Here is a 26,289-nt window from a genome sequence, read left to right on the forward strand (position 1 = left end):
CGGCGCGGCCGAGGCCTGCCGGCGTTACGCGGAGGATCGGCCCCGGCCCGTCGAGCCGCCGTTCGTGGGCGGGTAGGCGGGCCGCTCCGGTATCGACGGCGAACCGTGGGGTGAGGGCAGGGGCGGGAGGGACGGCTGGTACAGCCAGGCCGTGAGCAGCTCGTCCACCGGCTCGGTGGCGTGGCGGGCCACGTGGGCGGTGAAGCCCGCGGTGGTGACCACGCCGTGGCGGTGCACGGTGGCCCAGTCGCGCAGCATGCGGAAGAAGGCGGTGTCGCCCAGCGCGCAGCGGACCGCGTGCACGGTGAGACCCCCGCGCTCGTACAGACGGTCGTCGAACATCAGCTTGCGACCCGGGTCGGCGAGCTTCAGGTCCTGCGGCTGCGCGGAGAGCATCCGGTGCGCGGCGGCCGCCAGTTCCTGCGCGGTACGGCCGCCGGAGCGCTCCGACCAGAGCCACTCCGCGTACTTGGCGAGCCCCTCGTTCAGCCAGATGTGCCGCCAGTCGGCGATGGTCACGCTGTTGCCGAACCACTGGTGGGCCAACTCGTGGGCGACCAGACGCTCGAAGCCCCGTGCGCCGTCGACATGGTTGGCGCCGAAGAGGGAGAGCCCCTGGGCCTCCACCGGGACGTCCAGCTCCTCGTCGGCGACGACCACCGCGTACTCGCCGAACGGATAGGGCCCGAAGAGCTCCTCGAACAGCTTCATCATGGCGGGCTGCCGGGCGAAGTCGCGGGAGAAGCGGGGCAGGAGGTGCGCCGGAACGTGGGCGCTCTGCGGCACACCACCGAGGCCGGGGTCCCCGAGCAGCACCGTCTGATGCATGCCGATGGAGAGGCCGACCAGATAGCTGGAGGTGGGCGCGGACTGCTCGTACACCCAGGTGGTCGTGCTCGCCCTGGTCGTACGGGTGAGCAGCCGGCCGCCCGCCACCACGGTGTACGCGGAAGGCGTGTTGACCGAGATGTGGTACGAGGCCTTGTCGGCGGGCCGGTCGTTGCAGGGGTACCACGAGGGCGCGCCGACGGGCTGGCTGGCCACCAGCGCGCCGTCGGTCAGCTCCTCCCAGCCGAGCCCGCCCCAAGGGCTGCGCACCGGCTTGGGGTTGCCCGCGTAGTGCACCTCCACGGTGAAGGCCGCGCCCGCCGGCAGCGGCTTGGCCGGCCGGACGCGGAGCCTGCCGCCGCGGTGGGTGTAGTGCGGCGCCCGGCCGTCCACGAGGATCCGGCCGACCTTGAACTCGGAGAGATTGAGGTGGAACTCGGTGAGCGGTGCCCGGCCGGCGATCGCGCTGAGCCGGGCTGTCCCGGCCAGTCGGTTGGGGCCGGGCCGGTACTCCAGGGCGAGTTCGTACCGGTGGACGCGGTACCGGGAGTCGCCGTGGTCCGGAAAGTACGGGTCCGATCCCGATGTCCGCTCGCCGCCCACTGCCGCTCCCGCTTCCTGCCCTGTGCTGTGCCCGTGCCGCCCGCTCAGGCCCGCCACGCCTCGATCGGATTGCCCAGCCAGCGGGTGTCGGCGGGGACCGACTCCCCGGCCATCACGAGAGAGGCCGGACCCAGCGTGCTGCGGGCCCCGACCGTGCTGCCGGGCAGGACGATTCCGCCCGGGCCCAGGGTGGCGCCCTCGCGGAGGACCACAGTATCCGTCCTCAAGATCCGGTCGTGGAAGAGGTGTGTCTGCAACACGCAGCCGCGGTTCACGCTGACCGCGTCCCCCAGCACGACCAGGTCCGTCTCGGGCAGCCAGTAGCTCTCGCACCACACACCCCGGCCGATCCGTGCGCCGAGCCCGCGCAGCCACAGCGACAGCAACGGCGTCCCCGGCACCGCTCCGATCAGCCACGGCACGGCCAGCACCTCGACGAAGGTGTCGGCCAGCTCGTTGCGCCATACGAAGCCGCACCACAGCGGGTGCTCGCCCGTCCGGTGGCGGCCCACGAGCAGCCACTTGGCGGCCACCGAGACCAGGCAGGCGGCCGCGCCGGCGGTGAGGAGGACCGCCCCGGACAGCAGCGCGACGCCCCAGAGCCCCGGACCGGTCGTCGTGGCCAGGAGACAGAGGACCGCCACGGTCAGGACCGCGAGGGCTGCCGAGCAGAACACCGGAACGAGCCGGCACAGCTCCACGAGACCGCGCGCCCAGAGCAGACGCGCGGAGGGCTCGTACGTCCTGCTGCGGTCGGCGTCGGCCGCGGACCGCGGCAGCCTGACCGGGGGCAGACCCAGGTACGAGCCGCCCTTCTTGGCCTTCTTCGGCGTCGAGGAGAGCACACCGACGAGGGCGTCGTCCGGCACCGAGCGTCCCGGCGCCGTCATGCCCGAGTTGCCGAGGAACGCCCGGCGACCGATCTCGGAGTGACCGATCCGCACCCAGCCGCCGCCCAGCTCGTAGGGCGCGGTCAGGGTGTCGTCGGCGAGGAACGCGCCCTCGCCGACGGTGGTCAGGCTAGGCAGGGCGAGCACCGTGGACACCTCCGCTCCCCGGCCGATCCTCATCCCGAGCAGGCGCAGCCAGACCGGGGTGATGAGCCCGGCGTAGAGGGGGAAGAGCGTCTCCCGCGCCCGGTCCATCAGCTGGGTGACCGTCCACGCCTGCCATGCGACCCGGCTGTGCGTCGGATGGCTGCCGGTGCGCAGCCCGAGGCTGAGCAGCCGTACGGCGACCAGCACCAGCGACGCGTACGCGAAACCGTGGGCGAGCGCCCCGGGCACCACGGCGAGCAGCGCTCCCGGCAGCGCCTCGGCGAGCCCGGCGCCGGCGGGCACGAAGCGGCTCACGACGAGGAGGGCGGGCAGGGCGGCGAGCACGGGCAGAGCCGTGAGGAGGAAGCCGGTCGTGCCGTACACGGCCCGCCAGCGCAGCGCGCGCGCCGGCCGCTCCTTGGGCCAGTTCCGCTTGGCCTTGCCGAGCTTGCCCGCCGGAGCTCCGGCCCAGCGCTGACCGGTGGGGATCTGCCCGGCCACGGCCGAGCCGGGGGCCACCTCGGACCGCTTGCCGACCCGCGCCCCGGGGAAGAGCATGCTGCGGGTGCCGACCACCGCGCCCGCGCCGACCTTGACCGGGCCGATCACCAGCCGGTCGCCGTCCAGCCAGTAGCCGGAGAGATCCACCTCGGACTCCACGGCGCAGCCGCGGCCGAGCTTGAGCATGCCGGTGACCGGCGGCAGCGAGTGGAGGTCCACGTCGGGGCCGACCTTGGCGCCCAGAGCCCGTGCGTACCGCTCCAGCCACGAGCCGGTGAGCGAGGTCGCGCCGACGCACTCGGCAAGCCGCTCGGCCGTCCACAGCCGCAGGTGGACGCGTCCGCCGCGCGGGTGGAGACCCGGCTTCACCCCGCGCAGCAGCAACCGGGCGCCACCGGCCGCGATCGCGAGCCGGCCGGGCGGGCTGTACAGCAGCGCCGCGCCGGCGGCGACGAGCCACCACGAGGCGTCCGGCGCCCACGGGTAAGGCCCGAACCAGTGCACCACCTTGCCCAGAGCCAGGAGCGCCACCGTCCAGCGGAGCCCGACGACGGTGAAGAGCGGGAGCAGCAGCAGGGTCTGTACGACCCCGGACCGGAGCGGGACCGGTGCGACGGTCCGGACGGCGCCGTCGTCCTGGACGGACTTCTCCAGGTGCCGGGCCAGCTTGCGCAGGGTGGGCCGCTGGTAGATGTCGACGACGGCCGCGCTCGGATAGCGCGTACGCAGCCGGGTGGTGAGCTGTGCGGCGGCCAGGCTGCTGCCGCCGATCGCGAAGAAGTCGTCGGTGGCGCGGGTGACCGCCACCCCGAGGGTCTCGCTCCACTGCTCGGCGAGCCATGCCTCGGTCCCGTACAGCTGCTCGGCCGGGCCGGTGGTCTCCGCCTCGGGCAGGGGCCAGGGCAGCGCGTCGCGGTCCACCTTGCCCGACGTGCGGGTGGGCAGTTCGGCGACGGGCGCGAGAAGCGGCACGAGGGCGGCGGGCAGTTCGGCGCGCAGCCGCTCGACGGCCGCCGCGTGGTCCCAGCCGTCCTGGGTGACGAGGTAGCCGACGAGCAGCTGGTTGCCGCTGCGCGCGGTGCGGACGGCGGCGGCCGCGCCGGCGACACCGGGCAGGGCCTGGAGCGCCGCGTCCACCTCGCCCAGCTCGATGCGGCGGCCGCCGAGTTTGATCTGCTCGTCGCCGCGGCCGAGGAAGACCAGCCCCTCCGGCTCGGCGCGGACCAGGTCGCCGCTGCGGTAGGCCCGCTCCCAGCCGAGGGATTCCAGCGGGGCGTACTTCTCGGCGTCCTTCTCGGGGTCGAGGTAGCGGGCGAGCCCGACGCCGCCGATCACCAGCTGGCCGCTGCCGCCCATCGGCACCGGCTCGCCGGACTCGTCGACCACGGCCAGTTCCCAGCCGTTCAGCGGGAGACCGATCCGGATGGGCTCCTCACCGGTCAGGAGCGAGGCGCAGGCGACGACCGTGGCCTCGGTGGGGCCGTACGTGTTCCACACCTCGCGGCCCTCGGTGACCAGACGCTGTGTCAGCTCCGGAGGGCAGGCCTCGCCGCCGAAGATCAGCAACCGGACCTCGTCGAGGGCCTCCGGCTCCCAGAGCGCGGCGAGCGTGGGGACGGTGGAGACCACGGTGATCTCCTGCTCCACCAGCCAGGGGCCGAGGTCGGCGCCGCTGCGCACCTGGGACCTGGGGACGGGAACCAGGCACGCGCCGTAGCGCCAGGCCAGCCACATCTCCTCGCAGGAGGCGTCGAAGGCGACGGAGAGTCCCGCCATGACCCGGTCGCCGGGTCCGATCGGCTCCTCGACGAGGAAGAGCGCGGCCTCGGCGTCCACGAACGCGGCGGCGCTGCGGTGGCTGACGGCGACACCCTTGGGCCTGCCGGTGGAGCCGGAGGTGAAGATGATCCACGCGTCGTGCTCGGGGCCGGGCCGGCTCGCGGGCGCACCGTCGCCCCTACGGTCGGTCAGGTCGATCCGCTGCGCGGCGCCCAGGACGGCCCGGACCCCGGCCTCGCCGAAGACCAGCTCGGCCCGCTCGTCCGGGTCCTCCGCGTCGACCGGCACATAGGCGGCGCCCGCGGCGAGCACGGCGAGGACGGACACGTACAGCTCGTTGGTCCCGGAGGGCACGCGGACGCCGACCCGGTCCCCGAGCCCCACTCCGGCCTCCGCCAGGGCGCGCCGCCGGCGCTCGACCTCGGCGGCCAGCGCCCGGTAGGTCAGCCGGGTGCGGCCGTCGTCCAGGGCCAGTTCGTCGGGGTGGGCCCGTACGGACGCCTCGAAGATGTCGACGAGCGTGCGCACCGGGGCGGCGGGGCCGGCGGAGAACCGGGCGGACTTGCCGGACTCCTCGTCCCACGCGTCCCCGCCGTCGAGCAGAGTGACCTCACCGGGCTCGGGTGTGGCTGCCATCGGACCTCGCGTCTCGTTCCCGGCAACGTCCGGGTCGCCGACGGAGCCCGGGTCTGCCCGGGTTGTTCCGTTCCGGCGCCAAACAGCCCGCCAGTCTAGTGCGTGGGCGAGGATTCTCCGGACGACACCTTGCGCGTGGCCGGTAAGGGACGGTATTGGGGCGGCCGTACGGGGTGGGGAGCGGCCCCCGTGCCGCGCCGCGTCGACGGGCGACGGGCGGTGTCCGGTGCAAGGCTGAGCACGTACCCGGATCTGCGAAAGGCCATTGCCATGATCACCACTGACTTCGTACCCGGCTCCCCCTGCTGGCTCGACCTCGGTGCCCCCGACGTCCCGGCCGCCGCGGCCTTCTACGGCGCGGTGCTCGGCTGGGAGTACGAGTCGATGGGCGAGGCGGAGGGCATGGAAGGCGGGATGTTCCGGAAGGACGGAAAGATCGTCGCCGGGCTCGGCAGGCTCACCGAGGAGGGCGCGCGCTCCGCCTGGATGCTCTACTACAGCGTCGCCGACGCGGACGACACGACCGAGACGGTGAAGCGGGCGGGAGGTACCGTCCGGGTCGCGCCGATGCAGCTCGACGAGTGGGGCCGTATGGCGCAGTACAGCGACCCGCTGGGGGGACAGTTCGCCGTCTGGCAGCCGGGCACGAGCAAGGGCGTCGAGCTGGTGGACGAGCCGGGCTCGCTCTCCTGGACCGAGCTGTACACGAGCGACGCGGCGGCCGCGAAGGAGTTCTACGGCGGCGTCTTCGGCTGGCAGTTCAGCGACATGGAGCTGCCCGGCGGCGGAGGCGCGTACGCCGTGATCACCCCGGCCGGGCTCCCCGACGAGCGCATGCACGGCGGCGTCATGGGCATGCCCGCGGAGAACCTCGCCCTCGCGGACGGACGGCCGTACTGGCACCCCGTCTTCGCCGTCGCGGACTGCGACGCCGCGGTCGCCAAGGTCACCGCGAACGGCGGCAGCGTGCAGATGGGACCGGAGGACGCGGAGGGCGTCGGCCGGCTCGCCGTCTGTCTCGACCCGGCGGGCGCCGACTTCGTGCTCCTCACACCCGTCGCCGCCGGCTGAGCGGCGGCGGCTCCGCCCGGGGCGCGGCGTCCGGGCGGACGCCGCGTCAGCCGGCGGGGGGCGGGAAGTCCTGTTCCGCCCAGATGGTCTTGCCGCTCCGGCTGTAGCGGCTGCCCCAGCGGGTGGCGAGTTGGGCCACCAGGTAGAGGCCGCGGCCGCCCTCGTCGGTCAGCCGCGCACGGCGCATCCGGGGGTGGGTGGCGCTGGGGTCGGAGACCTCGCAGATCAGGCGGCCGGCGACGCGGATCAGCCGTACGTCGATCGGCCCTCCCGCGTACCGGATGGCGTTGGTGACCAGTTCGCTCAGCACCAGCTCGGTGGTGAAGACGAGCTCCTCGAGTCCCCACGCGCGCAGCTGTGTCGCGGCGGCCTCCCGTACGGTGCCGACCGCCGCCGGATCGGCGTCGATCGGCCAGAGGACGGCGTCCTCGGGCGGTACGGCCCGGGTGCGGGCGAGCAACAGGGTGACGTCGTCCCCGAGTCCGTCCCCGAGCCTCTCGCCGTGCCCGTCACCGGGGCGGTGCCGGCCCGCGACGATCTCGCGGCCGAGTTCACGCAGGGACTGCGTCAGGGCGCCCGGTCGGGCCAGCCGGCCGGCGAGGTCGGCCATGCCCGTGTCCAGGTCGCCGTCCCCTCCCTCGATCAGTCCGTCGCTGTACAGGGCGAGGACGGATCCGGGGGCCAGGTCGACCTCCGTCATCTCGAAGGGGAGCCCGCCGACCCCGAGCGGGGGGCCCGGGTCCACCTCCAGGTACGTCACATTGCCGTCCGGGTCCGCCACGGCGGGCGGCGGATGGCCGGCGGAGGCCACCGTGCACCGCAGCGAGACCGGGTCGTAGATCGCGTACGCGCAGGTCGCGCCGGTGGGGGACGAGGGGTGGCCGATGTGCCAGCCGTCGTCGTGGTCGCCGTCGCGGCGGTAGCCGTTCTGCTCACCGCTCTCGCGCTCCCGCTGTTCCTCGCTGTCCGTCTCCTCCGGTTCCGCGAGCAGTTGGGAGACCAGGTCGTCCAAGTGCGTGAGCAGCTCGTCGGGTTCGAGGTCGAGGTCCGCGAGGGTGCGTACGGCCGTCCGCAGCCTTCCCATGGTGGCGGTGGCCGCGAGGCCGTGGCCGACGACGTCTCCCACGACCAGGGCGACGCGCGCGGAGGAGAGCGGAATGACGTCGAACCAGTCTCCGCCGACGCCGGTCGTGGTGTCGGCGGGGAGGTACACGCCCGACGTGACCGCCGCGGCCGTCTCGGTCTGCGTGGGCGGCAGCATGCTCCGCTGGAGACCGACGGCCGCGCGGCGCTCACGGGTGAAGCGCCGGGCGTTGTCCAGGGCGAGGGCGGCGCGGCCGGCGATCTCGCGCAGCAGGTCCTCGTCGGCCCTCTCGTACGGACCGCGGTCGGCGCTCCGGCTCACGGACACCCGGCCGAGCACCATGCCCCGCGCGCGGAGCGCGGCCGTCATGGTCATCGGGTAGCCGCCGGAGCTGTCGGGTCCGGGGGCGCCGTCGCCGTCGCCTTCGACGACGACGAGGCCGACGTCCGCGGCGACATCTCCGTCCTCGGCCGCCGGCCGTCCCGCCACGGCGGTACGGCGCAGCCGCAGCCGCCCCTCCCGGTCGGGCACCGGCTCCTCGCCCAGGGTCACCGCCTCGGCGATCTCCACGACGGCGAGATCGCCGAGGCCGGGCACCAGCGCGGTGGCCAGCTCCCTGCCCGTCTCCCTGACCGACAGGGAACCGCCGACACTGGCCGTGGCGTGCTGCAACAGCGTCAGGCGCTGGCCGGCCCGGTGCAGTTCGGTCACGTCGGTGAAGAGCGCCGTCACCCCCAGGGCCTGCCCGTCGGGTGCCTGCAGGCGGAACGCCGAGATCGCGATGACCACGCCTCCCCCGGGATCCTCGATGGTCCGCAGGACCTTCTCCGCCCGGATCAGCGGCCGGCCCGTGCGCAGGACCTCGCGCAGCTTCTCCTCGATCGCCGCCGCGTCCCCGGGCCAGAGGAACTCGCTCAGCCGCCGGCCGCGCAGATCCGAGGGCACGCCGGTGTACGGCAGGAGGTGGGTGTTGGTCCGCAGGAGCCGCAGCCCCGAGTCGAAGACGGCGAGTCCCACCCGGTCCTGGAGGAACAGCTCCCTGACGAACGCGCGGTCCTGATGCCAGCGGACGGCCAGCGCCGCCGGGGCGGCCAGGACGAGGCATCCCGCTCCGGTCCCCACCCCCGCCATGCCGTCGTGCGTGCCCACGTCGGCGAGGTCGAAGGCCCGGAAGACGACGTGCGCGTGCTCGCCCGCGCCCGTGCGCAGCACCGCCTCGCCCCCGCGCGCCCCCCGCGCGTACGCCGTCACGAGCGCGGGCCAGGCCGTGGGGTCCGCGAGGAGGGCGCGCGCCGACAGGCCGACGACATCGGCGGCGGGCCGGCCGAGCAGCGCCCGGGCGTCCGAGGTCCAGCCGCTGATCCGTCCCCGGCCGTCGAGCAGGGCACCGGCGGTGCCCTCGGGGACGGGCAGGAGGCTGTCACGCGGGAAGGGCGTGTCACTCACGGTGTCTCCTCCTCTCGGCCGTTCCACGTGCCGTACAGAGGCTGGGCCCGGGCGATCAGCAGAGCCACGTCGTCGTGGTCGTCGGGGCCTCGCAGCGCGCCCAGGAGCAGGTCACAGGTCTCCTCCAGCGGGAGTGAGGACTGGCCGAGCAGGTCGGTGAGGGCCGCGAGCCGGACATCGATGTCCTGGTCACGGGTCTCCACCAGGCCGTCGGTGTACAGCACCAGCTCGTCACCGGCCGCGAAGGAGATCTCCACGGTCTCGAAGGGGACCCCGCCGACGCCCAGCGGAGCGCCCGTCGGCAGGTCGAGAAGGCGGGGCGGCCGGCCGGTGGGCACATGCACGGGCGGAGGGTGTCCGGCGTTGGCGATCCGGCAGCGCCCCTCGTGGGGGTCGTACACGGCGTACACGCAGGTGGCCATCGCGTCGCCGAGGTCGACGACGGTACGGTCCAGGTGGGTCAGGACCACGGAGGGCGACAGTCCGAGCCCGGCGAGGGTGCGGGCGGCCGTGCGCACCTGCCCCATGGTCGCGGCGGCGTTGATACCGCTGCCCATCACGTCCCCCACGACCAGGGCCGTCCTGCCGTCCGGCAGCGGGATCGCGTCGAACCAGTCCCCGCCGACCTCGACCGCCGCGGAGGCGGGCTGGTAGCGGTAGGCCACGTCGAGCCCGTTCAGCCGCGCCGGGCCGTGCGGCAGCATGTGGCGTTGCAGCGCCAGGGCCGCCTGGCTCTGGTGGCGGTACCAGCGGGCGTTGTCGATGGCCACCGCCGCCCGGGCCGCCAGCTCCCCGGCCAGCAGGACGTCGTCCTGGTCGAACGGTACGGAGTTGCGCGCGCGCTTCAGGTCGAGCACACCGAGGACGACACCCCGGGCGCGCAGGGGGACGGCGAGGTAGGAGTGGAGGCCCGCCTTGCGCAGCAGCGCGGCGGCGGAGCCGGCACGGGCGATGCGGGCCAGGTCCTTCTCCGTGACGTGCTCGACCAGCACCGGGCGCCCGGTGCGGGCGCACTGGGTGACCAGCCGCTCGATGCCGTAACGGGCCGGTCTGCCGACCGGGTCGGCGGCCTCCTCCGCCGGGGTGGCGTAGGCGGCCTTCACCGCCAGGGCGCGGAACACGGCCGGTCCGGAGGCCCGCGTCCCGCCGGGGTGCGGCCCGGTCAGGATGTCCTCCAGGACGTCCACCGCCGCGATGTCGGCGAACTCGGGCACCACGAGATCCGCCAGCTCGTGGGCGGTCAGATCCAGGTCGAGCGTGGTGCCCACGCGCTCGGAGGCGTCCGCGATCACCGCGAGGCGGCGCCTCGCGCGTGCGGCCGCCCTGGCGGCATGGTGCTGGTCGGTGATGTCCGCGACCGAGACGGCGACCCCGACGACGCGCTGCCCCGAGGTCTCCAGGCGGTACAGCGACATCGACCAGATCTGCTCCCTCCCGTCCCGCCCGCCGGAGCGGACGGAGCCGCGCACGTTTCTGGAGAGGACGGGAACCCCGGTCTCCAGCACCTCACGGAGCGCCCCCTCCAGCGCCTCGGCGTCCGGTGACGCGACGGCCTCGCTGAACGTACGGCCCAGATGGCCCGCGGCGGTACGGCCGTCGATCCGTTCCAGTGCCGGATTGACCAGGACGAACCGGAGGTCGAGGTCCAAGACGGCCAGGCCGATCGGGGAGTGGGCGACCAGCCGGGCCGACAGGGCGAGGTCCTGTTCCACGCGTCGCGTGGTGGCCGCGTCCGTGGCCAGGCCGAGCGCGTAGACACGCCCCTCGTCGTCCTGGAGGCGGGTGTTGCGGAACTCGACCGGGATCGTACGGCCGTCCTTGTGACGCACCGGGAAGACTCCGGCCCAGGGTCCGCCGCCCGACATGACCCGCTCGAACTGGGTCACCACCCGGTCCCGGTGGTCCTGGTCGACCAGGAGCGGGGCGGCGGGCCGGCCGAGGGCCTCGGCGGCCGCGTATCCGAAGATCGTTTCCGCCTGCGGGCTCCACAGGACGATACGGCCGGTCGTGTCCACGACGACGGCGGCCACCCCGAGTACGTCGAGAAGCCCACCGGGCTCCACGGCGAGCTCAGCGCTCGCCGGGTCCTGGCCGGCCGGGGGAAACGCCGCCATGCTCATCCAGACCGCATCCCTCCTCCTCCCCGCAGCCACCACGCCACCACTGCACGTCCACGGCGCGGGCGCACGGGTCCCCTCCATCATCGCGCCGCGGGAGCGGACCGCCAGTCGTCGTGACGAGTCCGGCGGATCCCTTGGCCGGCCACGTTCCATGGTGCGGGCGCGCGTCGGCCCGGTCGGGCGGGGTACGTCCACGCCGTCGCATCCAGGGCGAATCCAGGGCGAATCGAGGGGTACGCGAACCGCGTCCGCATCCGGCGGCGGCGGCACGAAACCCTCGATGATCTTCGTGCGAGGCCGGCCCGTATCGTCGCAGGTGCCGCACGTCGTCGTCAGAGAGGCGAAGCTTCCATGAACCTGCCCGCATCGGGTCGGCGCGTCCTCGTCACCGGCGCCTCGCGGGGCCTGGGCCGCGCCGTGGCGCAGGCGTTCGCCGCCAACGGCGACCGGGTCGCCGTCCACTTCGGTTCCCGTGCCGACGAGGCCCGGGCCACCCTCGACTCCCTCACCGGTACCGGGCACGTGCTGATCGGCTGGGACCTCGCGGATCCGGCCGGGGCCGCGGCCGTGGCGGACACGGCCGTGGAGGCGCTCGGGGGGATCGATGTGCTGGTGAACAACGCGGCGGTGAACATCCGGCACCCCCTGGCGGAGACCTCGTACGAGGAGTGGGTCGCCGTCTGGCAGCGGCACGTGGCCGTGAACCTGGTCGCCACGGCGAATCTGAGCCATCTCGCGGCCCGGCGGATGATCGACCAGGGCCGGGGCGGAAGGATCGTCAACATCGGCTCCCGGGGGGCCTTCCGTGGCGAACCGGACCACCCTGCCTACGGCGCGACCAAGGCCGCCGTCCACGCGCTCGGCCAGTCGCTCGCGGTCTCGCTCGCCCCGCACGGCATCGGCGTCGCCTCGGTCGCCCCGGGCTTCTTCGCCACGGAACGGGTCGCTCCCCGTCTGGAGGGCCCCGAGGGCGCGGCGATCCGCGCCCAGAGCCCCTTCGACCGGGTGGCCGCGCCGGAGGAGATCGCGGCGGCCGTGCTGTGGCTCGCCTCCCCTGCGGCCGAATGGGCCTCGGGAACGATCCTGGACCTCAACGGTGCGTCGCATCTGCGCAGTTGAGAGCCGTTCCGACGGTGGGGCCGCGCCCGGTCTGGACAACGCCCGGGCCCGCCCCTAGCCTCGCTCTCGCCTATTCAATTAGTTGACTATTGAGCGAGGGTTCATGCACCCGTTCCGCAAGGCGGTCGAGAACCGTGACGGGGACGCCATCGTGGCGCTGCTCGCCGAAGACGTCGTCTTCACCAGCCCGGTGGCCTTCAAGCCGTACGCCGGCAAGGCGATCACCGGGGCGATCCTGCGCGGGGTGATGCGCGTCTTCGAGGACTTCGAGTACGTCCGCGAGATCGCCGACCCCGCCGGCCGCGACCACGCCCTCGTCTTCACCGCGACCGTGAACGGCCGCCGGATCCAGGGGTGCGACTTCCTGCACTTCGACGAGGACGGGCGGATCGACGACTTCACCGTCATGGTCCGGCCGCTGTCGGCCGCCCAGGCGCTCGCCGAGGCGATGGGCGCGCAGTTCGACCGTATCGCCGCGGAGGCCGCGGGGGAGTGAAGCGCCTCACCAGGCCGGGCTGCGGTGCCGCTCAGACCCAGTTCACCTTCGCCCGCTCCAGCAGCGGATCGTCGATCAGCTCCCAGAGCGGCACCGCGTAGTTGCCGAACCGGTAGCGGCCGCCGAAGTGCAGGCCGAGGACCCGGTGGTCCGTCAGGTCGAAGACCGGGGAGCCGCTGTTCCCGCCGAGGGTGGAGCAGTCGTGCCGCATGACCAGCCCGCCGGGCGTGAACTCCGTCGCCGTGCCCGGCTGGAGGCGCTTCACGTTGTAGACGTCCATGAAGATCCGCCGCATCGACTCGGGCTCGTTGCGGCGTCCGTCCCAGGCCGGGTAGCCGATCACGTACACCGGCCGGCCGGGCACGTTCGCGGGGGCGTCGGCGGCCACCGCGAGCGGGGTGGGCAGCGCGCCTCCGCCGGGCGGAACGACCCGCAGCAGCGCCATGTCGACGTCCGGGTGGATGCCGATCACCTCGGCGACCTCGTACGGAGGCGGTCCGGTGCCCGCCGGCCGCTCCGCCGCGGCCATCTCCTCGCCCGGGTCGACACGGGCCGTCATCCCCTGCTGGAACGACCAGCCCGCGTCCTCCGCGCGGCTGAACTCCACGGCCACGTGCCGGTTGGTCATCACCGTCTCCGGACCCACGAGGAAGGCCGTGCCGACCCAGTCCAGACTGGGGTGGCCGGTCACCTCCACGCGGCCCACCCGCGCGATCGACTCACGGATCGCGGCCCGGCCGGCCTCCAGGACGGACCAGTCGCCGTCCTGCGCGGCGAAGTCCTGACCCTGCACCAGGATCGCGGGCCGGCCTTCGAGGAGGACGATCGCCTCCACCCCGAAGTACTCGTCCTCGTCGATCTCGTCCGCGCGGTCCGCGGCCATCTTCTCCAGCCCGGCGACCCCCGCCTCCAGGACCCGGGCCCGCTCCTCCTGCGCGAAGCGGGAGATCTGGCCGGCCGGGGCCTCGTCCGCCGGCAGCTCCTCCACCGACTCGGAGATCTCCGCCTCCAGGTGTCCGCGCACCCGCGCGGCGACGCCCCGCAGGTCGCCGAAGACCTGCTCGGGACCGGTCGCGACCGGTGATCCGTACCGTGTCTCCATCTCCCGCCACCTCCGCCTCTCCGCTCTCGGCCGCTCCGCCCGCACCGCTCTCGGCCACTCCGCCCGCACCGCTCGGCGCCCGGGACCTCTCGTCTCAGGCGGCCCACATGTGGGTCTCCGGGGTGGCCGGCGCCGACTGGGCGCCCGTGATCTCCTCGTACAACTCCGGTCTCGCCTCCTTGAGATGGGCCATGATCCGGCTCATCTGGGTGCCGACGTTCACGAACGCCGTCGTCCTGCCCTGGTAGGCGACCTCCTCGACCCTGCGCGTGCCGCGGTGGAGCGCCACCACGGTCCAGTCGTCGGTGAAGACCGGTGAACCGGACGATCCGCTGCGGGTGTCGGTGAAGTACCGCACGTCCCGCTCGTCCGCCTCGAAGACGAGGTTGTTGCGGAGCGCCACGCGCTTGGGCTGCCCGCCGGGGTGCTGGATGATGTTGACCGCCACCGGATCAGGCCCGTTCAGGAGCAGCGGCACGCTCGCGACGCGGAGCACCGGGCGGGGCGGCACGCCGTCCGTCAGGCGCATCAGCGCGTAGTCGAGCCCCTCGTCCCAGGCGACGAGCGCGCCCGCCGTGGCCTCCTCCGTCTCGGTCTCGTCGGCGCCGAAGTCGAAGCGGGAGCGGGAGTTGCGCACCTGGAGCTGGAGGTCGTCCTCGGCGGCCCTGAGCCGTACGCCCGGTGCGCGCGTACGGGCGTTCACCACATGGTGGTTGGTGATCAGCAGCCCGGGCGCGATGAGCCACCCGGTACCGGCGTGCGGGTAGGCGGGCTGCATCGGCCGGCCCGACTCGTACGGCGGGACCTTCAGCCGGGCGACCGACGCACCGGCCAGGACGCCGCCGTGCAGGAACTCGAACGGCACGGTGTCGTCCCGGAAGATGATCTCCTCCTTGGTCTCGGCGGGCAGCGGACCGGCCGGCAGGTCCGGCTCGCCGGCGGCGTCGCGCGCCACGTCGTCCAGGGCGCGCTGAAGGACGGTGAGCGGGCCCGACTCGACCGTCTGGGAGATGGCGTTGCGCAGCCAGACCTCAAGCGGCACCGTCCCGTCGATCAGCCGCTCCACCTGGTTCATCACGTCCAGGTCGGAGTGCATCTGGCGCAGGGGGCTGTCCATCGTCGGCAGGCTCGCCCGGAAGTGCGCGGTGGTGCCCGCGAAGAGCAGCCGCCGCACCTCGCTCTCGGCGAGCCCGGCGTCCAGGGCCGCGTTGCGGACCCGTACGAGATCCTCGGCGGAGAGGTACGGCACCGCCCGCACCGCCCCCTCCGCCGCGTCGGGCGGAGGCTGCGACCACAGGCCCGTCCCGCCCCTGCCCGTGGCGGGTTCCGTGGCGGGGCCGCGGGCCGGGGTGCCGGCGTCCATGGCGGCGGCGACCCCCTCGACCAGGTCACCGCTCCGGTCGCGGAGCATGAGCGCCCGCCAGGCGACGCTGTCCAGGGTTCCGCGCCTGCGCGCCTCCCGGAGAGCCCGCTCCACCTCGGCCCGTGGCATCGCGGCCGTGTTCACGGGCGCCTCCGCGGCCGGGTGCCCGACGGCGTGTACGGCGTTCGGCGGCGGCTGCGTCCGCCGGGCTCCGGCGGCCGACTCCAGGATCCGGGTCAGGGGTTGGCGCAGCTGCGGCTCATCGGCCATCGCCGCGTCGATCCAGCGGACGAGGGCGTCGATCACCGCCTCGTCGTCGGCCGGCAGCCCCACCAGCCGCAGCGTGTGCTCCAGGACCTCGGGGTCGACCCGGGACGCCGTGGCCGCGGCGGCCCGCGCCAGCGCCGGCTGGCGTGCCAGCTCCTCGTCCGGCATGTCGCGCAGGGTCCGGGCGAGGCGTACGTCCGTCTCCGCGGAGCCCTCGTCCGAGAGCGCCGCCAGACGCGAACGGGCCACCAGGACGCCCATCGACTCGTGGGCGAGGCCGAGCCCGGCCGCCACGTCCTCCGCCTCCTGGAGGTCGTGGGCGGCGTCCGTGAGGTCGCCCTCGTCCTGGGCGAGCCGTGCGGAGAGCTGGAGCAGCTCCAGCCGGGTCTTGTCACACGCCGCCTCGCCCGCGCCCTCCACGGCCCGCTCGGCGCTCTCCCGTGCCTCCGCGATCCGCCCGGACCGTGCCAGGGTCTCCACCAGAAGCCCGTGCAGTCTGCTGCACGGGGTCCACGGCCGGCGCTCGGTCAGCCGCTCGGCCGCACCTTCCACGTACCCCTGCGTGAGCAGGTCCTCGACCTCGCGGGCCGCGATCCGTTCCCAGTCCTCCTGATCGGCCTCGGCCATGATCCGGTCCGGTACGTGCCCGCCGAGCTTCCCGAGGAGGAAGGCGGCCGAACGGGGCGGCATGTCCCGGTCGGCCCCGGCCAGGTACCCGGCGACGCCGGACTGCCAACGCCGCTCCACCGCACGGGGGTTCTGGCCGAACCGGAGCCGGTGGTAGATCTCCTCGGCGCGCGCGGCGGGACCCTCGCGGGCGGCGTAGTACTCCACCGCGCGGTGGTCCACGGCCCGCATGAGGTCCGTCCGCGCGCTGTCGGAGAGCCGCAGCATGATCGAGCGCAGATCGGCCCGGTGCCGTACGGCCTGCGGGCCCGCCGACTCCATCAGGTCGAGCCGCGAGACCAGCCGGCCGAAGAGCGACCGGGCCTCCTGCGCGGAGTCGACGCGCAGCCCCGCCGGTTCGGCGAGCACCTCCTGGATCAGCTCCGGGGTGATCACGCGCAGCGCGAGACCCGCCTGCACCAGGGCGCGTACGGCGTCGTCCGCGATGTGCTTGAGGATGCGGTCGTACAGCGTGCCCTGGATGAGCATCTGGTCGACCTGGTGGTGGAAGTACCGCCGCCGGGAGGGCAGGCTCCGCAGCAGGTCGCCGAGGGGTTCGGAGCCGGCGCCCAGGAGGACGGTGGTCCGCGCCGCGAGCTTGAGACTGAGCGGGTGGCCGCCGATCCGGTCGACGAGGTCGCGGGCGATCGTCTCGTCCGCCACCCCGCAGGACATCAGCAGGTCCACGGCGGCCGGGTGGTCGAGCTCGCCGATCTCCATCGTGCGCGGCGCGAGCACCTTGGCCGGGTGCTCGATCGGGGCGCGTCCGGCGACGAGGAACCGCAGCCGGGGATAGGCGGCGCGCAGCGCCGTCCAGATCGCCCACATCCGGCCCATGACCGGCGAACCGCGGTACTGCGCCTCCTCGAAGGAGTCGATGACGATCACCAGCGGCGGGGCCGTGCCGCCCTCCGGCGTGCGGACCGCCTCGGCGACCAGCTCGGCGACGTCGCCGGCGAGCTCCTGCTCGCGGGCGCTGGCCCGGGCGTGGAAACCCGCCGAGAAGTCGCGGCCCAGCGTCGCGCGGGTGGCCGAGAGCTGGTACAGCTCGTCGAGCTGGTTCCGCTCGCCCCGCTGGGCCGCCGCGGTCTCCTCGCACGCGTCGGCGAGGGCGTCGAACGCGGCCCGTCGGTCCGGGTACTGAATGCCGAGCTGCCGGGCGATCTCGGCGAGCACGGTGGCGGGTTCGTGGATGGAGAGCGTGGGCCGCTCGAAGTCGATGCAGGCGAAGGGGAATCCGTCCGGGGAGTCCCGGAGGCTCTCGACGAGGAACGTGGCGAGCAGGGTGCTCTTGCCGATGCCGCCCACGCCGTGGATCAGGACGGGCGGCTCGGCGGGCTCGGCCGGCAGCTCGATGTACGCGCGCAGGGAGTCGACTTCGCGCTGCCGCCCGTGGACCGTGCCCTCGATCAGCCGTTCCATCGGCTGGAGCAACCGTGCACGCTCCAGGCGGTGTTGCAGGTCGTCGACGTCCGGCAGGCCGCTCGTGCCGGGGATCCTGCGCAGCCAGAGCACGGCCCGCAGGGTGTCGCTGAGCCCTTCGACGCCCAGCGTCGAGAGCTCGGACGGGAGGCCGGAGAGCAGGGCGAGGGCCGTGCGCTCGGGGCCCGGCCCGTCGGGTACGACGTCGATGGCGGCCTCCAGGGCGCGCCGTGCGGCTTCGGGACCCGGGAGCGCGCTCAGGGTCTCCTCGCGTACCTCCGGCTTGAGGACCCAGCTCTGGACGGGGTGCGCGGCCAGCGCCGCGCAGTCGTCGACGAGGGCCAGGGCGGCGCGCCCGGTGGGGGCGCTCTCGCCGGGCAGCCGCAGCCGGGCCGGGTCGAACTCGTCGAGGAGGCAGGCCGCTTCGCGGTAGGCCCGGCGCAGGTCCGGGACGGCGGGGGCGGCGGACGGCGGCGCCTGGGCCGTGCTCCGCAGCGCGGCGTCGAGCCGGGCGGGGGTGTCGTCGCCGGGGGCGAGCGAGCGGTGGACGCGTACCGTCTCCTCCACCGCCGTGCACACCCGGCGCATGTAACTGTCCGTGGAGCCGGGGGTGTCGACCGAGCGGAGCACCCCGGCGACCGCCACGGCGACCAGATCCGGCAGCCGCGCGGGATCGGGCGCGGGCCGCTCCGTGGCGAAGAACTCCTCGAAGAACGCGTGCAGATCGTCCTCGGTCACGACGCGGGCCGTGTCCCGGCACTCGTTCTTCCTTATGTCATAGGGGAGTTGGCGCATCGCGGGGGAGTACCCGAGCAGGACGAGCCGGGGTACGGCGTCCTTCCGGACCGGCGTGTGCTCGTAGATGGCGAGCGCGAGTTTGCCGATGCAGTCCCAGACGTCCGAGCCCGGATCGAGCCTGTCGCACTCGTCGAGCACCAGCCAGAAACGCTCCTCCGCCGCGGTCGCCCGGCTGACGATCCGGTGCACGGCGTCGTCGATCGAGGGCAGTGGATCGTTCAACTGTGTGGGATTCAAGGGCAAGCGGTCCTCGCCCGGCGCCGCCACGACATCGGAGAGGCGCTCCACGAGCCTCGCGGCCGTGGAGGTGCGCGAGAGGGTGACGCGTACCGGACGGAAGCCGCAGTGCTGCCCCAGATGGCGGATGAGATGGTACGAGTACGAGCGCCCGCTGTCGGGCTCGCCGTCCACCACGAGCACCGTCTGCTCCGGGTCGGCGACGAAACCGCGCAGCTTCTCACGCAGCTCGGACCGGTCGATGAACGCCTCGGTCCCGTTCGCGAGCACCACCGTGCGGAACGGGTCCTGGGCGGAACGCAGCAGCTCCTCGTCCTCCCGCAGCCTTCTCAGCAGGCTCCGCGCCTCGGCGTTCCCCGCGCCGGTGAGCGCGTCGAGCCCGGCCACGGCGTCGAGCAGCGCACGCTGATGGGCGATGTCCTTGCGCGCCGAACCCACCACCAGGCGCGCGTTGGCGTCGCGGTCCGGGGTGAGCACGAGATCCGTGACGAAGTCCGGCGAGAGACCGGCCTGCCGCAGCCGGACGGCGGGATCGGGGGTGTCGAGGAGGTACTCACCCACCCAGCTGGTGACGAGTCCCCATTCCGTTTCGGTGAGCGGCATTTCCGCACCTGCCCGGCGGTCCCGGCCTTCCCGGACGTCCCTCCTGTCCAGCCGGTCCCCGCGCCGCGGCGGACCGACTGACTGATACCTGTCATGGTTTCACCGGGCCGGGACGGTGGCAAACGGGCGATCCGCCCGCCGGGCCGCCCGTTCAGCCCTGCATGGCGATGTCGTCGAACGACTCCAGGCGCCGCCAGCGATCCTCCGCCGCCCGGAACGGCGGCATCAGATCGACGTCGGGCAGCGGCCCGAACTCCAGCTCCGTGAGCTCCGCGACGTCCGAGACCGGAACCTGGTACGTACGGAACGGACCGAGCGGCGGCGGCGCGCCCGGCTTCGCACCGGCCAGGGCCCGCTCCGCGTCCCGGCTCAGGTCGGGGCTCTGGTCCAGGACGTACGCCGTCGAGGCCAGCGCCCCCTCCTGCATGAACGCGGTCACCTTCCAGAAGCGCATCGGCACCTGGATCCCCCGGTAGGGCGGATCGGAGTCGTGCAGCACCGGGCCCGTCAGCACGATCAGCTTGCGGTCGAACGCGGCCGCGTGGTCCAGGAAGTAGTTCTCGAGACCCTGCCAGAGCTGCTTGCCCTGGTTGAAGACGTCCGACTGCGGAGCCGCGTTCGGGTAGTGGAACGTGTCGGTGTTCGCCCGGGCCGCCACGGCCGCCGCGCCCCACACCGGATCGAGCCGGCGCACCAGATGGCCCCGGTCCAGACTGTTGTTCCGGTAGACCTCGCTGCCGGCCTGCTGTTCCTCGGGCAGCCGTGGGTCGAACTCCCAGGCGTCGTCCCCGTGTACGTCCTCGGACAGCTGCCCGCCCTGGATGCAGACCCCGGTCGACGCGGCGAGCCGCCGGTCCGGTCGGAAGACCACCGTGAAGTGGGTGTACGGCAGGATCACCGTCTCCACCGTGGCGCGGACGGGCAGGGGCAGCGGCACGGCCGGACCCAGGAAGCCCTCCTCGTAGCCGGTGCGGTCGGCGAACGACTCGTGGCGCTGTCCGCCCGCGCGCGGGTGCGGTGGAGCAGGCGGAGGATCGGTCGGTTCCATACGATGTAAGTACCGCGCAATGAAGGGTCGCGCTCGGCACCGGGCACGCAGGCCACTCGATCAGCCGCCCCCGCGCCCGGATCCCCACCCCGTCCAAGGAGGCGCATCATGCCCGCCGGACTGTCCATCCACGTCGGACTGAACACGGTCGACCCCGACCGTTACGAGGGCTGGGACGGTGCCCTCCTGGCCTGCGAGAACGATGCGCGGGACATGGCCCGGCTGGCCCGCGCGGCGGGCTTCTCCGACACCGTCCTGCTGACCGCCGAGTGCACGGTCGACGGCGTCACCGCCGCGCTGCGCGAGGCGGCGGGGCGACTCGCCCCCGACGACATCCTGCTCTTCACCTACTCGGGTCATGGCGGGCAGATACCCGACGTCACGGGATCCGACGACGAGCCGGACGCGCTCGACGAGACGCTCGTGCTGTACGACCGCCAGTTCCTCGACGACGAGCTGTACCGGGAGTTCCAGGGCTGCGCCGACGGCGTCCGGATCCTCGCGCTGCTCGACTGCTGCCACAGCGGCAGCGGCATCGAGCTTCCCGGCGCGCCCGAGCCGGAGACGGGCGTCCGGCTGATGCCCGTTCCGAAGCAGCAGGAGATCTACGAGCGGGACCAGGGCTTCTTCGCGGAGCTGCAGCGCTCCCTGGAGAAGGAGTCTCCCGACGGCGCGGCGGCCGAACCGACGGCGATCCTCGTCTCCGCCTGCCAGGACAACCAGGTCGCCTCCGACGGACCGGTCAACGGAGCCTTCACCGAGGCCCTCCTCGGCGTCTGGAACGAGGGCGCCTTCCGCGGCGGCCACCGCTCCTTCCACCGCGCGATCCAGAGCCGGCTGCCCGCCACGCAGAGCCCGAACCTCTACACGACCGGAAGCCCGGCGCCCGCCTTCCTGAACCAGAAGCCGTTCACCGTCTGAGGGCGGCGGACCGCGCCGCCGGTGACCTGCGCGATCCGGTGGGCGAGGGCGGACAGCCGCTCGTCCCCCACCGTGTGACGGGCGTCAGCCGCGCAGAGCCGTCGCCAGCTGCGCCCGCGAGCGGACGTCCAGCTTCTGGTAGATCCGGGTGAGGCGCGCCTCGACCGTCTTCACGCTCAGATACAGCTTGGCCGCCGCCTCCTGGTTGCTGGCGCCCTGCCCCACCAGATGCGCGAGCCGCAGCTCCGCGTCCGTGAGCGAGGAGAGCGCGGGCAGGGAGTCCTCCCCGGCCGGGGTCTCGCTCGCCAGCGCCAGCCAGGGAGCCGCCCCCGCCCGCTCGAAGACCGTGGCCGCCGTGTGCAGCGCGCTCTGCGCGGCCGACCGGCGCCGGCGCCGGCGCTCCACCCGCGCCAGCGAGACGAGCGCCCGGCCGTGCTCCAGCGGCAGTCCGGCCTCGGCGAACCGCTCGGCCGTACGGGTGAGGAGCTCCGCCGCCTCGTCGGTCCGCCCGCACCCGGCGAGATACAGCGCGTACGCACGGTCGCAGCCCAGGAGTACGGTCGTCCGGCGCAGCCCCTCGGCGACCGGACGCACCTCGGCCAGCAGCTCCGCCGCCTCCTGCGCCGCGTCGTTGGCGAGCAGGGCCTCCGCCAGCTCCTCGTGCCAGCGCAGCATCGACGGGTCGACGGTCGACTGCGCCCGCTCGTTGGCCTGCACCCGGCGCAGGGTCTCCAGGGCCGAGGCCACGTCCCCGTTGATCAGCTGGACGCGCCCCAGGGCGTAGAGGCTGCGGGAGAGGAAGACCCGGTCGCCCTCCTCCTCCGACGCCTGGACACTGCGCCGGGCGTAGCTGGCGGCCCTGGCGAAGCTGCCGCCGGCCGTCTCCGCGAGCGCCAGCGTGTACCAGGCGGGCCCGGGGGAGAGGCCCGCCTCCAAGGTCAGGGCGAGCGACTGTCCCGCGTGCACGAGCGCCGCCGGGCAGGCCCCGATACGGGACTCGATCGCGGCGAGCGTGGAGAACAGCTCGATCGTGTCCTCCACCGAACCGCGCCGCTGCACCAGCGGAAGCAGCGCGTTCAGCTGGTCGCGGGCGTCGGTCAGCCGGTCGTCGAAGAGCGCGTGGCGAATCGTCAGGATCTGGGCGGCGTTACGGATCCCGAGCGGACGCTCCGCCATCTCCAGGCCCCGCGCCTGCGCCAGGACCGACTCCGCGTCCGATGCGCCGAGCGCCCGGTCCATCCGCGCCTGCACGGTCAGGGCCTGCGCCGCCGTCCGGGGGTCGCCCACCGAGGCGGCCAGAGCGGCGGATTCGACGGCCGCGGCCCGCGAGCGCAGCGGATCCCCGTCCGCCAGCACGTACTTGACGGCCAGCCGGAGCAGGACGCCGGACCGCAGCGCGGTGTCGCCCTCGGAGTCCTCCATGGCGTGCACGTACATCTCGTCGAGGCCGGTCAGCCCCTGGCCCGCGGTGTCGAGGACGGCGAGCCGGGCGCGGACCCGGTCGGAGCGGGCCGCGTCGCGGGCCAGCAGATCGGTGGCCGCCCGCATCGCGAGATCGGCCCGGGCGGCACGGGCTGCCTCCTCGGCCGCGTCCACGAGCCGGGTGATCCGCTGTGTGGCGTGCCGGACCGGCGTCGACTCGGCCGCCAGCAGGGCCAGTTCGGCGGCGAGCGCGCTGTTGCCCCGGCGCCGGGCGAGATCGGCGGCCTCGGCGACCTCGGCGGCGAGGGCCTCGTCCGGGATGTCCGTGGCCAGCGCCCGGTGCCGTACCGCCTCGACCGAGTCGTCGACGACCCCGGCGAGCGCGGCGTGCCCGGCGCTGCGATCGGCCCAGCAGGCGTCGTGGACCAGTGTCGAGGGGAGCAGCCCGGCGGTGAAGGCGACCGTGCCGTCCTCGGCGAGGGAGACCAGATCGGCGCGCTCGGCGGCCGCGAGGTCCGCCTCCGCGTCGGGGCGCCCGGCCCGGCGTATCAGGGCCGCCGTGGGGCGCAGGGCGAGGGCGGCGAGCAGCAGCGTCTGCCGGACGTCGGGCGGCGCCGCGCCGAGGAGCTGGCGCGCCAGATCGCGGGCCCGGCCCGACAGGGTCAGCGCCTCGGCGTGGTGGACGGGCGTGTTGCGCGCGTCGGCCAGCGAGCGGCCCACGGCCAGCGCGAGGCGTGGGTTGCCGCCACTGGCCTTGTGGATGCGCCCGGCCATCCGGGACGGCAGCCGGTGGTGGATGAGGAGTTCGGCGATCTCGTCGGCGTGCAGGGGCGGTACGAGCAGGATGTCGGCCTCCGACGGCACCCAGAGCCGGGTGTCGTGGCCGTCCTCGGCACCGTACGCCTCGGGGGTCTCGATGGCGATGACCCGCAGCGCGGGCGGGGCCAGGTGCAGGGCGAAACGCAGCAGGTCGGCGCTGTCGGCGTCGATGTGCTGGACCCCGTCCACGACGAGCAGGGCGGGGCCGCGCGCGGTGAGGGCCCGCAGGATCTGGGCGATGCCGAGCCGCAGGGCGATCGGGTCCCAGCCGCCGTCGTGCAGGGGCGCCTCGCGGCACAGCATCGCGACGGCGGTCCGCTGGGGCCCGGGGAGCCCGTCGAAGACCCCGGACGCGGTGACCGGGCCGACGGCCGCACGGAAACCCTCGGGATCCTCGGGGTGGCGGGGGAGGTGACCGGCAGGAACCGGGTGACCGGCGTGGGCGGCACCGCTCGCGGCGGGGTCGGCGGGGCCCGCCTGCCGCGCGGGGTCGCCGTCGGGGGCGAGGTCGGTACGCGGCGCGGGCGCTCCCGCGTCGGTACGCGGCGCGGGAACGCCCGGAAGAGCGGCACCGCTCCGGGGCGTCTCGGGCGCGAAGGGGCCCGCCGGGTCGCCCGCCGCGGGCCAGGTCACCGTCGCCGCCGCCGAGGCGACGAGGGCGGCCGCCGCCGCCCCCGGTATGTCACGGTCGGCCGGCAGCGTGGCCAGCCACAGGACGGTCTCGCCGCGGGACTCCGCCCGGGCCGCCTCCGCGACCGCGACCTCCGTCTTGCCGACCCCCGCGGTGCCGGTGAGGAGCGCGCGGCCGCGCGAGTGCAGGACGCGTTCGAGTCTGGAGAGCAGTTCCTCCCGGCCCACCGGCGCGGGGGGTGCCCCCACGCCCCCGGGGCGTGGAGGGAGGTGTGCTGTCGTCACGTGTCCACCCCCTCCGGCACTCGGGCCCTGCCCGTGAGCCCCGTGAGGCAGAGAATACGGAGCGCAGCGGCGCAGTCCAGGCCTGTTGTCCGGCATACGGACAGCCGACGCCGGTCATCACGCCAGGACGCGCCCGTGGTGTAGACCACGAGCGCGCCGCTGACCAGCAGTGATGCTGTTGTGGGGGGTGGTTCAGGGGTGGATCAGAAGGTGAGGTTCCACGAGTTGATGTAGCCGGTGTCACCCGATGCCACATCGCGGACCTGCAGCTTCCAGGTGCCGTTGGCGACCTCGCTCGACGCGTCGACCGTGTACGTGGTCACGACGTTGTCGGCGCTGTCCGAGCTGGAGGAGGCCTTCAGGTTGCGCACCGTGCCGTCGGGAGCGATCAGGTCGATGACCAGGTCCCCGCGCCAGGTGTGCTTGATGTCCACGCCGACCTTGAGGGCGGCGGGGGCGTTGCCGGTGCGGCCGGTGACGGCGATCGAGGACGACACGGTGGTGTTGTCGGAGATCGTCACGTCGGTCGCGTTCGTGAAGACGTTGCCGGCAGGCGGCGTCGTCGTGGTGACCGCGTTCACGGTCTTCGCGGTGTCGGCGATGCCGGTGCCGCAGCCACCGGTGCAGGTGCCCGGCAGCGGACGGGCGTTGGCCTTGATCGCGGACTCGATCTCGGCCGGGGTGAGGCTGCTCTTCGCCGACTTCAGCAGGGCGGCGAGGCCGGCGATGTGCGGCGCGGCCATCGAAGTGCCCTGGTAGGGCTTGTAGTTCTCGGTCGACTGGGTCGTCGCGCCCGAGTTCAGCGTGGAGTAGATGCCGTTCTCGGGGGTGGTGACGGTGCCCGGCGTGTCGGTCGCGCGGCGGGTCTCGCCGCCCGGCGCGGCCACGTCCACGATGGTGCCGTAGTTCGAGTAGAACGAACGGTTGCCCTCGCGGCTGGTGGACGCCACGGTGATGACGTTCGAGCAGTTCGCGGGGGTGAAGCCGGAGGTGTTGGCGTTGCTGTTGCCCGCGGCGACGACGACGGTGGTACCGCGCGAGACGGCGCCGTTGATCGCGTTCTGGTAGACGCTCGGGCAGGTGGAGCTCGCGCCGCCCAGGCTCAGGTTGATGACCTTCGCCGGGGTCGCGTTGGCCGCGATGCCCGGGACCGAGCCGCCGGACGCCCAGGTGATGGCGTCGGCGATGTCGGCCGAGGAACCGCCGCACTTGCCGAGGACACGCACGGGCTGGATCTTCGCGTCGTACGCGATGCCCGCGATGCCCTTGGTGTTGTGGGTGGCCGCGCCGATGGTGCCGGCCACGTGGGTGCCGTGCCAGGAGGAGTTGGAGGCCTTGGAGCCGAGGCCGCACTCGTTGTCGGTGGCGTTCCAGTCGCCCTCGTCCTTGGCGTTCGTGTCACGGCCGTTGCCGTCGCGGGCGTCCGCGGAGTCGGAGATGAAGTCGTAGCCGTTGACGATGTTGGCCGCGAGGTCGGTGTGGGCCGCGTAGCCGGTGTCGATGACGGCGACGGTGACACCGGAGCCGGTCGTCTTGTCCCAGGCGGTCGGGACGTTCATGCCGCCGGTGGCCTCGAAGAGGTCCCACTGCTTCGCGTAGTCGGTGTCGTTCGGGGCGACAGCCATCGGGTACGCGCGGATATCGGGCTCCACCGAGGCGACCTGCGGGTCGGCGCGGAAGGCGGCCATCACCTCGGTGACGTCCTGCTTGGTGGCGCTGCCGCCGAGGTCGACCAGCGCGGCGCCGCCGGCGAGGCGGCGCTCGAAGGAGAGGCTCTCGCCGGTCACGGCGCCCTTGGCGGCCGCGTCGGTCTTCGCGGCGGCGTTGGAGCCGGCTTCGGCGGTCTTGGTCTTGTAGGTGACGATGACCTTCTCGACCGGTGCGCTGGGCAGCGTGGTCATCGCCTGCGCGGCCGGAGCGGGCTTCGGCGTGGCAGCGGCCGGGGCGGCGGCGAACGCCCCGGAGGAGGTGGCAGCGGCGCCGACG

Annotated in this window: 13 protein-coding genes; 4 read left to right on the forward strand and 9 right to left on the reverse strand. The window is 73.9% G+C overall.

From position 1 onward, the window contains the following. Positions 1-24 precede the first annotated feature (24 nt). Positions 25-1,431 carry a M1 family metallopeptidase gene (locus M5362_RS09285; protein ID WP_260227159.1) on the reverse strand — a complete coding sequence of 469 codons (1,407 nt, stop codon included), beginning with the start codon at positions 1,429-1,431 and terminating at the stop codon, positions 25-27. A 44-nt stretch (positions 1,432-1,475) separates the two neighbouring features. After that, positions 1,476-5,384: a Pls/PosA family non-ribosomal peptide synthetase gene (locus M5362_RS09290; RefSeq protein ID WP_260226900.1), complete on the reverse strand. Its 3,909-nt coding sequence runs from the start codon at positions 5,382-5,384 to the stop codon at positions 1,476-1,478. Positions 5,385-5,654: 270 nt separating this feature from the next. Between M5362_RS09290 and M5362_RS09295 the strand changes: the two genes are divergently transcribed. Beyond that, the gene (locus M5362_RS09295; RefSeq protein ID WP_260226901.1) at positions 5,655-6,455 is read left to right on the forward strand and encodes a VOC family protein; all 801 of its coding nucleotides are present in this window, start codon (positions 5,655-5,657) and stop codon (positions 6,453-6,455) included. A 46-nt stretch (positions 6,456-6,501) separates the two neighbouring features. Here the strand turns inward: M5362_RS09295 and M5362_RS09300 are convergent, their stop codons facing one another. Together M5362_RS09300 and M5362_RS09305 are read right to left on the reverse strand one after the other, a co-directional pair. Next, a complete protein-coding gene (locus M5362_RS09300) occupies positions 6,502-8,985 on the reverse strand; it encodes a SpoIIE family protein phosphatase (protein ID WP_260226902.1) in 2,484 nt (827 codons plus the stop codon). Next, a complete protein-coding gene (locus M5362_RS09305; protein WP_374214433.1) occupies positions 8,982-11,105 on the reverse strand; it encodes a SpoIIE family protein phosphatase in 2,124 nt (707 codons plus the stop codon). The genes M5362_RS09300 and M5362_RS09305 overlap by 4 nt, the downstream gene beginning before the upstream one ends. A gap of 351 nt (positions 11,106-11,456) precedes the next feature. Here M5362_RS09305 and M5362_RS09310 point away from each other — a divergent pair, with 351 nt between their 5' ends. Next, positions 11,457-12,224, forward strand: coding sequence for an SDR family NAD(P)-dependent oxidoreductase (locus tag M5362_RS09310; protein WP_260226903.1), 768 nt, complete (start codon positions 11,457-11,459; stop codon positions 12,222-12,224). Positions 12,225-12,327: 103 nt separating this feature from the next. Next, entirely contained in the window at positions 12,328-12,720 is a 393-nt protein-coding gene (locus M5362_RS09315) for a nuclear transport factor 2 family protein (protein ID WP_260226904.1), read from the forward strand. Positions 12,721-12,751: 31 nt separating this feature from the next. Here M5362_RS09315 and M5362_RS09320 read toward each other — a convergent pair whose 3' ends face one another. From M5362_RS09320 to M5362_RS09330, 3 genes are all read right to left on the reverse strand, one after another. After that, positions 12,752-13,822 (reverse strand): serine protease, encoded by a 1,071-nt coding sequence (locus tag M5362_RS09320; protein ID WP_260226905.1) that lies wholly within the window; start codon positions 13,820-13,822, stop codon positions 12,752-12,754. 94 nt (positions 13,823-13,916) lie between these two features. Continuing rightward, complete coding sequence (locus tag M5362_RS09325; RefSeq protein WP_260226906.1) at positions 13,917-19,178, reverse strand: trypsin-like peptidase domain-containing protein; 5,262 nt, start codon at positions 19,176-19,178, stop codon at positions 13,917-13,919. 151 nt (positions 19,179-19,329) lie between these two features. Then, the gene (locus tag M5362_RS09330) at positions 19,330-20,226 is read right to left on the reverse strand and encodes a DNA/RNA non-specific endonuclease (protein WP_260226907.1); all 897 of its coding nucleotides are present in this window, start codon (positions 20,224-20,226) and stop codon (positions 19,330-19,332) included. Between the two features lie 108 nt (positions 20,227-20,334). Between M5362_RS09330 and M5362_RS09335 the strand changes: the two genes are divergently transcribed. Continuing rightward, a complete protein-coding gene (locus tag M5362_RS09335) occupies positions 20,335-21,147 on the forward strand; it encodes a caspase family protein (protein ID WP_260226908.1) in 813 nt (270 codons plus the stop codon). An 84-nt stretch (positions 21,148-21,231) separates the two neighbouring features. On the opposite strand, the gene M5362_RS09340 is transcribed toward M5362_RS09335, so the two are convergent. Further along, complete coding sequence (locus M5362_RS09340) at positions 21,232-24,267, reverse strand: LuxR C-terminal-related transcriptional regulator (protein WP_260226909.1); 3,036 nt, start codon at positions 24,265-24,267, stop codon at positions 21,232-21,234. Between the two features lie 239 nt (positions 24,268-24,506). After that, on the reverse strand, positions 24,507-26,204 hold the full coding sequence (locus tag M5362_RS09345; protein WP_260227161.1) for a S8 family serine peptidase: 1,698 nt from the start codon (positions 26,202-26,204) through the stop codon (positions 24,507-24,509). Positions 26,205-26,289 lie beyond the last annotated feature (85 nt).

Origin of the sequence: Streptomyces sp. Je 1-79 (genome assembly GCF_025195125.1) — a bacterium.
Taxonomy (GTDB): Bacteria; Actinomycetota; Actinomycetes; order Streptomycetales; family Streptomycetaceae; genus Streptomyces.